Origin of the sequence: Streptomyces sp. W16 (genome assembly GCF_033194735.1) — a bacterium.
GTDB lineage: Bacteria > Actinomycetota > Actinomycetes > Streptomycetales > Streptomycetaceae > Streptomyces.
The window spans coordinates 1-14,514 of sequence record NZ_JAWOAI010000242.1 but is presented as its reverse complement, the minus strand read 5'-3'; the positions used below and the strand labels follow the sequence as shown (position 1 = coordinate 14,514).

The window sequence follows — 14,514 nt, the reverse complement described above, 5'->3', positions numbered from 1 at the left end:
GCCGCTGGCTGGCCGGCCGCAGGGTCGGCGGGGCGCTCAGCGATCCCGTGCTCCTACGACACCTGCTGTGGATCGCCGTGGCGTCCGGGCTGCCCCTCCAACTGCACGCAGGACTGGGCGAACCGGGCCTGCGCATCGACCGCACCGACCCCGTCCTGCTCACCGACTTCGTGCGCGCGACGGCCGGGCTCGGCACCGACCTGGTGCTGCTGCACAGCTACCCGTACCACCGGCACGCGGCCCATCTCGCCGGTGTCTTCCCGCACGTCTACGCCGACTCCGGCGCCGCCCTCGTCCGCACCGGCGCCCGCGCCGCGACCGTGCTCGCCGAGATCCTGGAGCTGGCCCCCTTCGGCAAGATCCTCTTCTCCAGCGGGGCCCACGGGCTGCCCGAACTGCACGTCGTGGGCGCACGGTTGTTCCGCGAGGCGCTCGGCCGGGTGCTCGGCAACTGGGTCGCCGACGGGGCCTGGTCGCTCGCCGACGCGCAGCGGGTCGCGGGACTGATCGCTGTCGGCAACGCAAAGAGGGTGTACGGGCTGGAGTGAGCTGTACAGACTGGGCCAATGCCGACCGACGCGTTGCTCGACCGCTTCCTGAACGAACTGGCCCCCCTGAAGCCCGTCGCCGTGTGGGCCCACGGTTCGCTCGCCGGGGGCGACTACCAGGAGGGCCGCAGCGACCTGGACCTGATAGCCATCCTGGACCATCCCCTCAAGCCGAGCACCGCCCGCCAACTGGTCGCCCTGCACCGCGGGTTGCGCACCGTCCCCCTCGCCACCCACCTGCACTGCAGCTACCTCGCCCCCGGCACCCAGGACGCCCCGAACCAGCGCCACCTCACCTGGGCCAACGACCACGTCACCCGTCGGCCGGTCACGCCTGTCACCCGGCGTGAACTGCACGACTTCGGGCGGGTGTTGCAGGGCGGATCGCCGAAGGAGCTGCTGCCGGCCGTGACGGACCAGGAGCTGGGCGAGTTCGTCGTACGCGACCAGCGGGAGTTCTGGCGGCCGGCCGTCGACAAGGCGCACCTCTGGCACCAGGACATCTGGGTGGACCTGGGGCTGCTCACGTTCGCCCGGGCGACGGTCACCCGGCGGGAGGGCCGACTCATCACCAAGCGCGAGGCACTCGACGTACTGCCCGGCCTCGGGGCCCCGGCGGAGGTCGTAGAAGACGTCGTACGGCGGCGTTACGACGATCCGGTATCGTCCTCGCGCCGCTCCGAAGAGGGCGATTGGCTGGACCGTCGGGCGAAGCTGACCCGGGCCTATCTCGGCCCGGCGATCGACGAGTTGGTCACCCGTTACGGATGACTTACGCGCGCGTGGGCAGTGACTGCTCCACCGACGGCCCCGGCAGGTCCGCCACGGTCTCCGGCCGCTCGCGCAGCGACAGCAGCACCCGCAGCACCCCGATCCACACCAGGCACGAGCCGAGCATGTGGAGGGCGACCAGGGCCTCGGGGAGGTTCGTGAAGTACTGGACGTAACCGATGACGCCCTGGGAGAGCAGGATCAGGAACAGCTCACGGGTGCGGTCCAGGGGGCCCTTGGGGGCGTCGACCGCCTTGAGGACGAACCATAGGGCGAACGTCAGCGTGACCACGATCCAGGCGAGCACCGCGTGCAGCTTGGCGACCGTCTCCCAGTCGATCGGGATCCGGTCGACCTCCTTGGAGTCACCCGCGTGCGGGCCCGCGCCGGTCACCACCGTGCCGACCGCGATCAGCAGCACGGAGGCGGTCACCAGGAACCACACCAGCTGCTGCACGGCCTTGCCGACCAGCGGCTTGGCCTCCGCGTCGCCCTCTCGGCTGCGCTGCCACATCAGCGTGGCGACCGCGATCAGCGCCGAAGAGAGCAGGAAGTGGGCCGCGACCGTGTACGGGTTCAGGCCGACCAGCACCACGATGCCGCCGAGGATCGCGTTGCTCATCACGATCCAGAACTGCGCCCAGCCCAGCCGGGTGAGGGTGCGGCGGTACGGCTTCTCCGAGCGCGCGGCGATGATCGCCCAGCCGACGGCGGCACACAGCACGTACGTCAGCATCCGGTTGCCGAACTCGATGGCACCGTGGAAGCCCATCGCGCTGGTCGTGGTCAGCGAGTCGTCCGTGCACTTGGGCCAGGTCGGGCAGCCGAGCCCGGAACCCGTCAGCCGCACGGCACCGCCGGTGACCACGATGACCACCGACATGACGAGCGCGGCGAGAGCCGCCCGCTGAACCGTCCGGGGATCCGGGGTCCAGCGTGCGGCGATGAAGGCGAGGGGGTTGCGCGCGGCGGCTACGACGTCGGCGGGGGTCACGTTTGGCACGGGGACCATCGTAGGGGGGTGCTTGTGCATGAATTCACGTGGGCGGTGCTTTGCCGGGTGGATCATGCGGAGGTGCTGGTCACAGCGACTGCCGGATGCGCTTCGCCTCCGCCCTGAGCAGACCGGCCTCCCGGGGGTCGCCCCGGTCCGCGACGCAGTCGGCCAGGTGCTCGTACACCGCCATCAGCACGGGGTGGTCGCCGCCGAGCGCGGTTCGGAAGATCTCACCCGCGTCCCGCAGCACGCGCTCCGCACCCTGGTCGTCGCCCTCGGCGCGCAGCACGGGTCCGAGCCGGGTGAGCGACTTGGCACGGTAGTAGTGCTGATTGCCGTAGGCGCGCCGGTAGATCTTCTCTGCCTGCTCCAGGATCCGCTTCGCCTCGGCCGTCCGGCCCTGAGCGAGCCGCAGTGAGCCCAGTTTGTTGAGGCAGGACGCGTACTTGTGTTCCTCGGCCTCGCTGCGCTTGCTGTGGAGTTCCACCACCGGGCCGAGGAGCGCGTCGGCCCGCACCAGTGCCGCACGGGCCTGGCGCACCAGGTCGAGGCGGCGCAGCGGCTGCACGGTACGGCGGGCATCCTCCCGGTGCTGCTCGCCTCGTCGCCGCAGCACGTCCGCCAGGAACTCGGCGACCTGCGCCGTCTCGAAGTCCTCCCCTCCCCGGTGGACCTTGCACGTCTCCAGGGCCGAGTTCAGCCTCTCCTCGGCGAGCTCCAGCTGCCCGCGGTCCCGTGCGACGATGCCGAGGTCACGCTGGAGCATGGCCCGGAAGACCGTGTACTCCGGCGGCTCCTGACTGCCCCGGCTGGGTATCCGTTCCTCGGCGCGCTCGTAGTGGACGACGGCCTGGGCGAGTTGGCCCGCGTTGCGGTGGATCAGGCCGATCTCCTGCTCGGCGACGGCCCAGTCGAGACTCTCCTCCCGCCAGCTCTGCCCCTCGTAGATCTTCACCGCCGCCTGCACGGCCTCCAGCGCCTCCGGGAAGCGGTTGCGCTCGCGCATGATGCCGCCCAACTGTCGCTGGCACTGCGCCCGCAGCCGAAGGAATGCCTCCCCTTCGTGGTCCGCGCACAGGTCGAGGGCCACGCGGCACTCCTGTTCGGCCTTGTCCAGTGCGGCCAGCAGATAGTGCTGGCGGGCCATCGCGTAGCGGGCGGTGGCGCGGGCGAGCTCGTCGTCGTCCCCTATCTCGCGGAGTTCGGCCTCCTGCTCGAAGAAGTCCAGCGCCCGTACCCAGTCGCAGCGATGTTCCTGGTACGTGCCCACGCGGTGCAGTAGCCGGGCCAGCGCCTCGGGGTCCTGTGAGGCGCCGAGTCCGCCGTCGGTGTCATCCCCCCAGGCCAGCTTGTCGATGACGGCCTCGACGTGCGGCATCAGGCGCTCGCACACCGGCCGCGACGCCAGCAGGTCCGGTGTGGTGGGGAAGCAGGCCTCCATGAGGCGTACCGCCGCCTGGGACCACTCCAGACGCTCCGCCTCGCTCAGCTCGTCATGGATCAGTATCTGAACGCGTGAATGCATGCCGTACGCGGCCGATCCGTCGCGCCAGTCGCCGCTGCGGGTCAGCAGGGAATGGTCCACCAGCAGCAGCACCTCGCGGTTGAAACTGACCGGGTCGGTCATCACGGCGCGCAGCCGCGCCGGGAGCACCGACCGGTGCTGGGTCAGCGTCGTCTTCTGCACGTCCTCCGACGCCAGGAACGCGAGCAACTGCAACAGATCCACGGCGGCGGGCGAGGCCTCCGAGACCCTGATGATGGACAGCCGGAAGGTGTCCTCGACGGAGGCCCCACCGGGCAGGTCGTGCAGGTACTCGGCCACGGTGATCTCGGCCTGCACGATGTAGGCAGCGGCCTGTTCGAGGGCCAGCGGCAGCCAGCCGAGCTGGCGGCCCAGCGAGGTCATGGCCCGATGGTCCGCGTCGGTGACGTGGTCGCGTGCGATACCGAAGCGGCGGCGCAGGAACTCGATGCCCTCGTGCTCGGGGAACGCCCGCAGTTCGATCGGGTCGGCGCGCAGGCCGGTCCAGCCGTGATGTTGCTGGGTGGTGATTAGCACCTCGCCGTCGCCCTCGGACGGCAGCAGGGGGCGAAGGGAATCGTCGTACGCCGGCCAACCGTCGTACACGAGGAGCCAGTCCGGCTGGTCGCGCAGCCGGGACCACAGGTTCATCAGGACGACGTTCTTGCTCTCCTGCTCGGGGATGCCCACGTACTCGGCGAGCTCCAGCAGTTCGGTTCGGAGCGCGTCGGGCCGGGAGGCGTGGAGCCACCACGTGAGGCTGTGCCGGTGGAGGTGCTGGAGGGCGTAGGCCACGGCCAGCTGCGACTTGCCGGCGCCGGTCGCTCCGTACAGGACACAGACGCGTGGGAGAGACCTCTCGTTCTTCTTGCGGCGTTCGACGTCCGGGCGGCGCAGTACGCTCACGATGTGCTCGCTCTCCGCCGTGCGGCCCGTGAAGTACATGCTGAGCATGGGCAGGTTGTTGGGCGGGCCCTGCAAGGGGCTGGGCGATTTCGGACGAGGGATCTCGGCAGGCTTTCGCGCCACGTGTGCGGCGACGGCACCGGTCAGCCCTGTGACGACCGCGGCTCCTGCGGCCAGCCACCACAGCAGTGCGTCGCCCGACTCGGCGGCTTTGGCTGCCACGGTGAGGAAGGCAGCCGCTCCGGCCCCCGTACCAGCGGATAAATTGATCACCCACGAACGCATGTGACCCCCCCGAAGTCGCTCCGCCACACACCGCGAGCATCCCTCTCGCGTTTGCGGGCGAATGTCATTAAATCTTCAGTTTTCCCCATTACTTGTCGTTGCAACCGATGAGTAACTGTTTCGTTAAAGAGATAAGCGACGGGCCGTACGGATACGATCCCGGCTCGCGGAAGTTGGTCAGCCGTTTACTGGATGTGGGGACAGACAGCCACACTCCCAACTCGGGAAACAGGGGGCACATCATGGATCACACGCCCAATCGGGCACCTATCCCTGAGGAATTTGCTCGACGAAAGATGCTGCTTGTCGCGGGGTTGCTGGGCGCCCTGGTAGTCGCCCTTAGCGTGGGAATCGTTGCGGTAGCGGCTGGTGCGCCGGTTGTGGTTGCCCTCGGCTTTGGCGGCAGTAGCTTTGCTGCCACGATGGGGCTCGTTCTGGGGGCTCTCTCGTGGCTCATGCCTCCCCGGTGAGAACGCAAAAAATCCCCTTCATTGGTATAGGGGCCGTGCGCCAGGTCGTTGCGTGTCAGCGGGAAGGACGGACTTGGAAGGGCACTCTCCGCGTTACCGGATTTCGGGTGACGGTGTTCACGGGATGAAGTGAACGGCCTGTTAGCTCTTGGGATTATTACCGCCGGAAGAAATCCTGCGTATTTCCTCCAGACGGCTCCTTGCCCGCCTGGACTGAGTGTGTTCATGGCCGTACGCCTCTTCATGGCGACGTACGGCCGCTGTCTGAACGGCGATCGCCTGATCCGAGTGGCCTTGGGCGAACAGAGTCTCGGCCAGTTCGTGCTCCGCGCTGGCTACGTAGGGGTGGGTCGGGCCCATCGCCGCTGACGCCATTCGGCGCGCTTCCGCCAGTTGTTCAGCCGACCGTGCGAGCTGATCCGTGTCACGGTCGAGCCGTCCCAGCCCGATGAGTGTGCCGATCCCGTCGGGGTCGTCACCGAGGCGGTTGCGCACTTTCATGGCATGTTCCAAAGCCACCCATGCCTCTTCGGATCGGCCGAGCCTGCGTAGGGCGCCTGATGCGGTCGGAGGCGATGAAGGCGAGGGGGTTGCGTGCGGCGGATGCGACGTCGGCGCGGGTCAGGGTTGGCGCGGGGAGCGTCATGGGACGCTGCTTGTGCACGCTTTCAAGAGGGGTGTTTACCGGATAGATCGGTGGATCCTGCTGGAGTCGTAGTGCTCACCACCAGTCGGTCATGGCGCTGGAAGGGGAGTTGGCGCCTGTGGCTGAGACAGAATGCTGCCGTCGAGCATGCCCCTGATGCGGCGGGCGCGTGAACGGAACGCGGTTTGCGCTTCCTCATCCGTGGCACAGGCGGCCAGACGTTCGTACACGGCGACAAGGGACGGATGAGTGTCACCGAGACGGGCACGAAAGATTGCCTCGGCAAGCCGCAACACTTGCGTTGCGTTCGCCGACTCATGAGTGGCGAGCACAACTGAGGCGCTCGTAGAAATCAGGACTGCACCGAGCCTGGAGAGGGTCTTGGCGCGATAGGGGTGCTCTGGTCCATATGACCTTACGTAGATGCGTTCCGCTTCCAGGAGTGCGTCCAGCGCCTCCACATGGCGCCCCTGAGCCAGGCGAAGGGAGCCCAGCTTGTTGAGGCAGGCGGCGTACTTGTGTTCTTCGGTTTCTCGTCGTTTGCTGTGCAGGGTCACCACAGAGCCCAGCAACCCTTCGGCCTCGCGCAACCTTCGTCGTGCTTCCCGGAGCAGCCGTCGGCGGCGGAGTGGATGGTGTGTCTCGCGGGCGCGGGCGCGAAACTCCTCGCAACTGCGACGCAGCACGTCCGCCAGGAACTTGGAGATCTGAGAAGTCTCGAAGTCGTCTTCTCCTCGGTTGGCGCGGAAGATCGCCTGTGCCGCGCGTAACCTCCTCTCGGAGGTCACCAAATCGCCCATGTCCTGCGCGACAATCCCTTCGTCGCGTTGGAGCATCGCGCGGAAGACCAAGTGGTCGCGGGGCTCCTCACTGCCCCGACTGGGAACCAGCTCACCCGCCCGGGCATACCGTTCGAGTGCCAGGGTCAGTTGACCCGCGTTTCGGTAGATCATGCCGGCTTCCTGCTCGGCGACGGCCCGGTCGAGCCCTTCCAGATCAGAGGCATGCTCCGCGTAAATGCTGATGGCCTGCTCTGCGTAGCTCAGAGCTTCCGGGAAACGGACGTCCTCTCGCAGGATGCAGGCGAGCTGCCGCAGATACATAGCCTGAAGACTCCAGAAGCCAGCGGCTGAGTCCGGAAACGAAGACCATTGGTCAAGCATTCCGCGGCATACCTGTTCAGCCGGATGGAGATCGGCGAGGCGATAGAGCTGTCGGGCTACGTCGAACCTGGCCACGTCAAGTTCCCGAACGTCTCCCATGCCGAGTTCGCGCAGTTTAACTTCATCCTTGAAGTAGTTCAGTATGTGCTGTTGATTGACTCCTCGGCACTCCTGATACAGGCCTGCCCTGTGCAGGAGCCGAGCGAGCGCCTCAGGGTCACGTGCTGCTCCAAGTATGTGATATCCGTCGTCGACTGCCCGTACGACCTCGGAAGTGACGGCCTGTACGTGTGGCATCAATCGCTCGCAGGCGGCTCGCTGGTCCAATTGCTCGGGTATGGCCGGGAACGCAGCTTCTACGAGTTGTACCGCAGTCTGGGACCAGGTCAACCATCCCTGCTCGTCCATGCGCTGTCGGACGTGAAACTGGACCTGCGGATGCATACGGTAAGTGACGGTGCCGAGTCGGGAGTCTCCGCTGCGGCGCAGAAGCGAGTATTCGGAAAGCCGGCGTACTACTACGTTGAATTCAGCCTGATTCCCCATGACCTCTCTGAGCGGCGACGGAATCATTGACCGGTTATCGAGCAGCATGTCCCTCCGTACGTCCTCGGAAGCGAGGAAGGAGCACAAGCGCATGAGATCCTCGGCCACCGGCGCGGCAGCGACAACGCACTCGATTGCGACCTCGAACGTTGCGGCTACCGCGTTCTGGCCTGCAGGGAAGTCCGGGAGTTGGTGCAGGTACTCCTGGACGGAGATCTCCGATTCGGCGATATAGGCACCAGCCTGCTCCAAAGCAAGCGGCAACCAGTGCAATTGGGTGCCCAGTTGCATAAGGGTGTCCTCGCTGTCGTCGCCGCTGATCCGAGCCTTGAGGAACGCGAGCCCGTCTGCGGCCCCCAGGTCGGACAGCTCGATTACCGTTGGCCCGGCGCTATGGTGCTCCCAGCCCTCGCTCTGTTGGGTGGTGATCAACACCTCGCCGTGCCCTGTCCGGGGTAGGAGGGGTTGGCGTGAGGCGTCGATATCCTCGTCTACAGGTCCGAGACTGCCGTGCTGTGCGCCGTCGTACACCAGGAGCCAGCCGGGGGAGTCGCGCAGTGTTCCCCAGAGCCTGTTGAGCATCACGTTCTTGGACTCATGTTCTGGAATGCCCAGGCAGGCCGCAAGTTCAAGCAGTTCGCCCCTGAGACGCTCGTAGCTTGATGCAGAGAGCCACCACACCATTGACCGGGAGTGTGTCAACCGTTCCTCGGCGTACGCCGCAGCGAGTTGTGTCTTACCTACCCCGCCAAGCCCATGCACGACACACATGCGCACAGTGTCGCCCCGTCTACCCGGCCGCAACGCCTTTGAGACGACACGGAGTTCTGCCCCACGCCCTGTGAAGTACCGCGAGGGATCAGGCAGGTTGGGTGGAGGTACGTAGAACAGCTCAGGGTCCGCATGGTTGTTGGCTGAGTGCGCCGGGTGAGGCTGGTGAACAGAGAGGTAGCCGGCAATCGCGGAGATGCCCCCGAGTACTCCGGCGCTCGACGCGAGCCAGAGCAGCCTGGCTCCGTGCGTGTCCTGTGCAATCACGGACAAGAAGACCGCTCCGGCTCCGGTCATGAAGCTCAGAGCAGCCTTGAAGAGCCGACTGTTGTCGAGTAATCGCATGACGCGCCTCCCCCTGACGCTGACTGGCTAGAGTCCATTCTTCCTGCCGGTGGCCTTGGTATCCAGGTATCCGGCATCGCCCGAGGTCTTGGGAGGCGAGTTGGTCCGGCAAAGTTCGAGGGCCAGGGTTCAACGATGTGGCGGCATACGTATCGGATTGGTCCACTGGGCGTTCCCGCCCACGGTCGGCGGGGTCGAGTCCTACCTGTGGAACTGTTCCCGGCTACTGGTCGGACTCGGCCACCAGGTGACGGTGTTCACGGGGACCCCGGGAGCCAGGGTGCCCCCGGTGGACGGGGTCGAGGTCCTGCGGCACCCCGGTCTCGATCTGTCCTGGGCCACTGGGGACCAAGAGGAAAGAGAGTCTCTGCGGGAGTGGTTCCGGGTCGAACTGGCCGCACGGGACATCCGTCTGGTGCACGGTCATAATCTGCATCACTTCACCGCGGCACCGGCCGAGGCGCTGCTTGATCTGCGCGATGTGCTGGGACTGGTGCTGCTGCACACGTATCACAGCATCTGGCGGGAGCCCGAGAGCGTCGCGCTGGCCGAGGCGTGCGGCCGGTTCGACGCACACTTCGCGGTCTCGGGGTTCCTCAGTGACGCCTGTTCGAAGGCGCTGGGCGTGAACTGTGCGAAACCCATGTATCTGGGCATCGATACGAAGCCCTATCTGCGGATACCCGAGCTTGCTGACCCGAAGGCGGGCGAGGAGGTCGCCATTCTTCTGCCGGCCCGGCTCATTCCCGACAAGGGTGCCGAACTGGCCGTGGAAGCCTTGACCAAGGTTCTGGCGGTGGATCTTCCGGTCCGGCCGTACCTGGTCCTTATGGATACGCCGGACTCGATCGATTTCCACGGTGAGAAAGTCGGATTCCAGGCTTCCGTGCGCATGCTCGCAAAGTCTCTTGAGATTCCCGATCAAGTGCGTTTCGAACGAGCGGATGTGGATGGAATGCCCGACCTTTACCGTCGGGCGCGGGTCGTGATCTGCCCGTCCACGTTCCCGGAGCCGATGGGGCTCGTGGCCCTGGAGGCGATGTGCGCGGCGCGTCCCGTGATCGCCACTCGGGTGGGCGGTCTCGCGGAGGGAATCGGTGAGGACGGCGTGTCCGGCTTCCTTGTGGCTCCCGGCGACGTCGACGATCTTGCCCTGCGTATCACCGAACTGCTCTGCTGCCCCGAACTGGCCTGGTCTGTCGGCAACGCGGCGCGGAAGCGGGTGCAGGAGGAGTTCGACCTCGAAGACCGCTGTCTGCCGCCGCTGGTCGAGGCCTACGAGGAAGCGCTACGGCAGGCAGCTGCGCGCATCCCCCACCCATAGGCTCATTCGACGACGTAGCTCCAGCCCCCGGGCAGCCCCGTCACATCCACCCCGCCCGAGCGGTCCGCGCTGATCGTGAGCGTGTGTCCGGCCAGTCGCACCCCCTCGGCGCGTAGTGGCCCGAACTGCTCCGACGGCATGGGGCTGATCCGCAGGGTGCGGCTCGGGACGTCCGGGCGCAGCCCGAGGAGTGCGCCCAGCAGCGCCACTCCGGACGCCGCGGACCAGCCCTGCGGGCGGCAGGCCGCGGGGTAGGCGAGGGGAGCGGGTGATCCCGGGGTACGGTCATCGCCGCCGTACAGTTCCGGCATCCGGTATCCGAAGCGGGTTGCCGCATCCAGGAGGCCGTCTGCAAGGAGATACGCCTCCTCGTGGCAGCCTGTCGCGCACAACCCCTGGATCGCTATCGCCGTGTCGTGGGTCCACACCGAACCGCCGTGGTAGCTCATCGGGTTGAAGCCCGGGAGCTTCGAGGAGCGGCTGCGCAGGCCCCAGCCGGAGTTCAGTTCCCCGGAGGCGAGCCAGGCCGCGACGTCACGGGAGCCGGCCGGGTCGAGGATGCCGGTGGACAGCAACTGGCCCATGTTGGACGCGGGGCCGCTGATCCGGGTGAGGTTGCGGCCGACGGCGATGGCCACGTAGCGGGGTGCCGGACCGTCCGGCGACGGCAGCCAGAACGCGTCGGCGAAGCGCTTTCGCAGCGACTGCGCCCACGCGTGCAACCGCTCGGCCTGCTCGTGGCGGCCACGGGCCGACAGCAGCTCGGCCAGCCCGCTCGCCGCCTGGTAGGCGTACCCCTGCACCTCGCACAGGGCCAGAGGCGGCTCGATACGGCGGCCCGCCGCGTCCCGGACCGCGTCCTCGCTGTCCTTCCACGACTGGTGGTGCAGTCCGCCGGCGCGCGAGTAGTAGCGCAGGAAGCCGTCCTCGTCGCCGTCGCTCGTCTTCACCACCCACTCCATCGCCCGCTCCGCGTACGGCAGCAGCGCGTCCACCTCCGCGTCCGGCAGCCCCCAGTGCCAGGCCTCCACCAACAGGGTCACGAAGAGCGGGGTCGCGTCCACCGAGCCGTAGTAGCGCGACGGCACGCGCAGGCCGTGGCCGTGTTCGGAGTCGGCCTGGCGCAGTTCGTGCAGGATCCGTCCCGGGGCCTCCTCGCGGGTCTCGTCGTCCACCGTGCCCTGGCGGCGCGCCAGCGCCCACAGGGTGCCGCGCGCCAGGTCCGTGCCCAGCGGCAGCAGCATCCGTGCCGACCAGATCGAGTCGCGGCCGAACAGCGTCAGGTACCAGGGGCAGCCCGCCGCGACGAACTGGTCCTCGGGACCGTCCGGGGCTGTTCGCTCGGGGTCCGCCAAGCGCAGCGCCCGCAGGTCGCCCAGGCCCTGGCGGACCAGCTCCACCAGCCGGCGGTCGCCTTCCACGACGGGTTCGGCCCAGGGCGCCGCGGAGCGGGGAGCGTCGGGGTGGCCGGGCGGGGCAGGAACCGCTCCGCCCTCGACGGTCAGCCGGATCTGCCGACTCTCGCCGGGCCGCAACGTGATCCTGGGCCAGGTGAGGGTGCCGCCCTCGGAGGCCACGGCGATCTCCGGCGCGATGGTCTCTTTGTCCACGACACGCACCTCGGCCCGGCCGGTGGGCGTCTGCCAGTCCAGGCCGACGGAGTCGGACGTGGTCGTGCAAGGCGCGGAGGTTCCCGAATCGCCGCGCTTCACCACGGCGATGTCCGCGAGGTCGGTCGCCAGAGCCAGCTCGACGTGTAATCGGCGGGTGACCGTGCCGACATTGCGCAGCAGGACGGTCTCTCCCGCACCGGCGGTGCGTACGCGTTCGACGATCACGGTGGGATCGTCCGTACCGCCCCCGGGATAGCGGTGGATCGCGGTGAACCGCACCTCGTCGGGGCCGAGCGGCTGCACTCCGATCGGCTCGGGCTCCCGTCCGTCGATCAGCAGGCACACGGTGTGCAGCAGCCTGCGGTCGTGGCCGTAGAACCCGTCGGCGCGCAGACCGCGCAACTGCCCGTCCCGGGGTGACACGGCGAACGCCGGAGCCGCGACGCAGATCACCACGTCGTGCAGCAGCGGTTGCAGGGCGCGCGCAGTCTGAGGTTCCGCCGTCTTGACCACGGAGCGACTCTTCCCGCTCCGTACGAACGTCACTCCCAGCGGAAGAACCTCCCGGCCGCCGTCAGCCCCACGACCGCCCACACCCCCAGAATCCCCAGGTCCCCCCACGGCATCCCGGCCCCGTGCTGCAACACGTCCCGCAACCCGTCCGAAAGGGCCGAGATCGGCAGCAGCCCCAGCACGTCCTGGACCCCCGACGGGTACTTGTCCATCGGCACGATCACCCCGCCGCCGACCAGCAGCAGCAGGAACACCAGGTTGGCCGCGGCCAGCGTCGCCTCCGCCTTCAGCGTGCCCGCCATCAGGAGGCCCAGGCCCGAGAAGGCCGCCGTGCCGAGGACCAGGAGCAGGAACACCGCGAGGGGATTGCCGTGCGGGGACCAGCCCAGGGCGAAGGCGATCGCCGTCAGCAGGATGATCTGGAGGATCTCCGTGACCAGGACCGACGCCGTCTTCGCGGCCATCAGGCCCCAGCGGGGGAGCGGGGAGGACGCGAGGCGCTTCAGGACGCCGTAGCGGCGTTCGAAGCCCGTCGCGATGGCCTGGCCCGTGAACGCCGTCGACATCACGGCGAGGGCGAGGATGCCCGGGGTGAGGAAGTCGACGGACTTGCCCTTGCCGGTGTCGACGATGTCCACCGAGCTGAACAGGACCAGGAGGAGGGTCGGGATCACGACCGTCAGCAGTAGCTGCTCCCCGTTCCGTAGGAGCATCTTCGTTTCGAGGGCCGCCTGCGCCGCGATCATGCGGGGGAGGGGTGCCGCCCCTGGCGCGGGCGTGTAGGTCGCCGTGGTCACGAGCGCAGCTCCTTGCCGGTGAGTTCCAGGAACACGTCCTCCAGGGTGTGCCGTTCGACCGAGATCTTCTCCGGCATCACCCCGTGCTGCGCGCACCACGAGGTGACCGTGGCGAGCAGTTGTGGGTCGACCTTGCCGCCGACGCGGTAGGAGCCCGGGGTCAGTTCGGCTGCCGTGGAGTCGGCCGGGAGGGCCTTCAGCAGGGAGCCGACGTCGAGGCCGGGGCGGCCGGTGAAGCGGAGAGTGTTCTCGGCGCCGCCGCGGCACAGGTCCTCGGGGGAGCCGTGGGCGATGACCTTGCCGGCGTCGATGATGGCGACGTCGTCGGCGAGTTGCTCGGCCTCGTCCATGTGGTGGGTCGTGAGGACGACCGAGACGCCGTCCGTGCGGAGGTCGCGGATGAGGTCCCAGGTGGCGCGGCGGGCCTGGGGGTCGAGGCCCGCGGTCGGCTCGTCCAGGAAGACCAGTTCGGGGCGGCCCACGACGGCCATCGCCAGCGCGAGGCGCTGCTGCTGGCCGCCGGACAGCCGGCGGTACGTCGTACGGCCGCAACTGCCGAGACCCAGGCGCTCGATGAGCGCGTCCACGTCCAGCGGGTGGGCGTGCAGCTTCGCGATGTGGCGGAGCATCTCGTCGGCGCGGGCGCCCGAGTAGACCCCGCCGGACTGGAGCATCACGCCGATTCTGGGGCGCAGTGCGGCGGACTCGCGGACCGGGTCGAGGCCCAGGACGCGCACCGTGCCGGAGTCCGGCTTCCGGTACCCCTCACAGGTCTCGACCGTGGTCGTCTTGCCCGCCCCGTTGGGGCCCAGCACTGCGGTGACACCCGAATCGGCCACCAGGTCGAGGCCGTTCACCGCGGTCTTCGTGCCATACCGCTTCACCAGGGCCTGGACCTGGAGCACGGGCTCACTTCGCATGGGCCCGAGTCTAGGTAGGCGAACCCGGCCTCAGAGCGGCGGGTGCAGGATCTCCTCCTCACGGGGGCGGTGCAGCGGCAGCCACCGTTCCGCGTAGGCCACGGCGTCGCCCACCGGGAACAGCCGCACGTCGGCCGCGCCCGCCTTTCCCCGTACGACGGGACGGTCCCGTTCGAAGTCGTGGCCCAGCTCGTCGAAGCGGTCGGAGGAGATCGACACCTCGGTCACCGTCTCCCAGCCGTCAGGGCCGGGGCGGCCGGTCTCGACCAGCGGGGACGGGATGCGGTACTCGGCGAGATGGAAACTCGTGCAGCTGTCGTAGCCCGCGCCGAGCAGCAGCACGCGCGCGTGGAGGCCCTCCAGGCGGGCCAGCG

General features: G+C 68.1%; 11 protein-coding genes. 3 read left to right on the top strand and 8 right to left on the bottom strand.

The features are described from left to right. Nucleotides 1-548 (top strand): amidohydrolase family protein (locus tag R6V09_RS28645; RefSeq protein WP_317884333.1); only part of this gene is annotated, 548 nt, incomplete at its 5' end. Between the two features lie 18 nt (nucleotides 549-566). Continuing rightward, nucleotides 567-1,319 (top strand): nucleotidyltransferase domain-containing protein, encoded by a 753-nt coding sequence (locus R6V09_RS28640; protein WP_317884332.1) that lies wholly within the window; start codon nucleotides 567-569, stop codon nucleotides 1,317-1,319. 1 nt (nucleotide 1,320) lies between these two features. Here the strand turns inward: R6V09_RS28640 and R6V09_RS28635 are convergent, their stop codons facing one another. The 4 genes from R6V09_RS28635 to R6V09_RS28620 form a co-directional block, all read right to left on the bottom strand. Continuing rightward, on the bottom strand, nucleotides 1,321-2,331 hold the full coding sequence (locus R6V09_RS28635; RefSeq protein ID WP_317884331.1) for a COX15/CtaA family protein: 1,011 nt from the start codon (nucleotides 2,329-2,331) through the stop codon (nucleotides 1,321-1,323). A 70-nt stretch (nucleotides 2,332-2,401) separates the two neighbouring features. Further along, nucleotides 2,402-4,969, bottom strand: coding sequence for a tetratricopeptide repeat protein (locus R6V09_RS28630; RefSeq protein ID WP_317884330.1), 2,568 nt, complete (start codon nucleotides 4,967-4,969; stop codon nucleotides 2,402-2,404). Between the two features lie 674 nt (nucleotides 4,970-5,643). Further along, nucleotides 5,644-6,021 (bottom strand): tetratricopeptide repeat protein, encoded by a 378-nt coding sequence (locus tag R6V09_RS28625; protein WP_317884329.1) that lies wholly within the window; start codon nucleotides 6,019-6,021, stop codon nucleotides 5,644-5,646. A 216-nt stretch (nucleotides 6,022-6,237) separates the two neighbouring features. Further along, nucleotides 6,238-8,973 (bottom strand): tetratricopeptide repeat protein, encoded by a 2,736-nt coding sequence (locus R6V09_RS28620; RefSeq protein WP_317884328.1) that lies wholly within the window; start codon nucleotides 8,971-8,973, stop codon nucleotides 6,238-6,240. A gap of 49 nt (nucleotides 8,974-9,022) precedes the next feature. On the opposite strand from R6V09_RS28620, the gene R6V09_RS28615 reads away from it, so the two are divergent. Beyond that, on the top strand, nucleotides 9,023-10,297 hold the full coding sequence (locus tag R6V09_RS28615) for a glycosyltransferase family 4 protein (RefSeq protein WP_317884327.1): 1,275 nt from the start codon (nucleotides 9,023-9,025) through the stop codon (nucleotides 10,295-10,297). A gap of 2 nt (nucleotides 10,298-10,299) precedes the next feature. Here the strand turns inward: R6V09_RS28615 and R6V09_RS28610 are convergent, their stop codons facing one another. The 4 genes from R6V09_RS28610 to R6V09_RS28595 all read right to left on the bottom strand — a co-directional run. Next, the gene (locus R6V09_RS28610) at nucleotides 10,300-12,423 is read right to left on the bottom strand and encodes a glycogen debranching N-terminal domain-containing protein (RefSeq protein ID WP_317884326.1); all 2,124 of its coding nucleotides are present in this window, start codon (nucleotides 12,421-12,423) and stop codon (nucleotides 10,300-10,302) included. Between the two features lie 29 nt (nucleotides 12,424-12,452). Continuing rightward, on the bottom strand, nucleotides 12,453-13,169 hold the full coding sequence (locus R6V09_RS28605) for an ABC transporter permease (protein WP_317884334.1): 717 nt from the start codon (nucleotides 13,167-13,169) through the stop codon (nucleotides 12,453-12,455). A 47-nt stretch (nucleotides 13,170-13,216) separates the two neighbouring features. Beyond that, entirely contained in the window at nucleotides 13,217-14,140 is a 924-nt protein-coding gene (locus R6V09_RS28600) for an ABC transporter ATP-binding protein (protein WP_317884325.1), read from the bottom strand. A gap of 30 nt (nucleotides 14,141-14,170) precedes the next feature. Continuing rightward, nucleotides 14,171-14,514, bottom strand: a 344-nt coding sequence (locus R6V09_RS28595; RefSeq protein WP_317884324.1) for an AAC(3) family N-acetyltransferase, incomplete at its 5' end; no start/stop codon positions are given.

Bases quoted from the DNA above. Each gene is read 5' to 3' on its own strand.
- R6V09_RS28620 (WP_317884328.1), bottom strand. From the start codon at position 8,973: ATGCGATTACTCGACAACAGTCGGCTCTTCAAGGCTGCTCTGAGCTTC.
- R6V09_RS28600 (WP_317884325.1), bottom strand. From the start codon at position 14,140: ATGCGAAGTGAGCCCGTGCTCCAGGTCCAGGCCCTGGTGAAGCGGTAT.
- R6V09_RS28640 (WP_317884332.1), top strand. From the start codon at position 567: ATGCCGACCGACGCGTTGCTCGACCGCTTCCTGAACGAACTGGCCCCC.
- R6V09_RS28605 (WP_317884334.1), bottom strand. From the start codon at position 13,169: ATGATCGCGGCGCAGGCGGCCCTCGAAACGAAGATGCTCCTACGGAAC.
- R6V09_RS28635 (WP_317884331.1), bottom strand. From the start codon at position 2,331: ATGGTCCCCGTGCCAAACGTGACCCCCGCCGACGTCGTAGCCGCCGCG.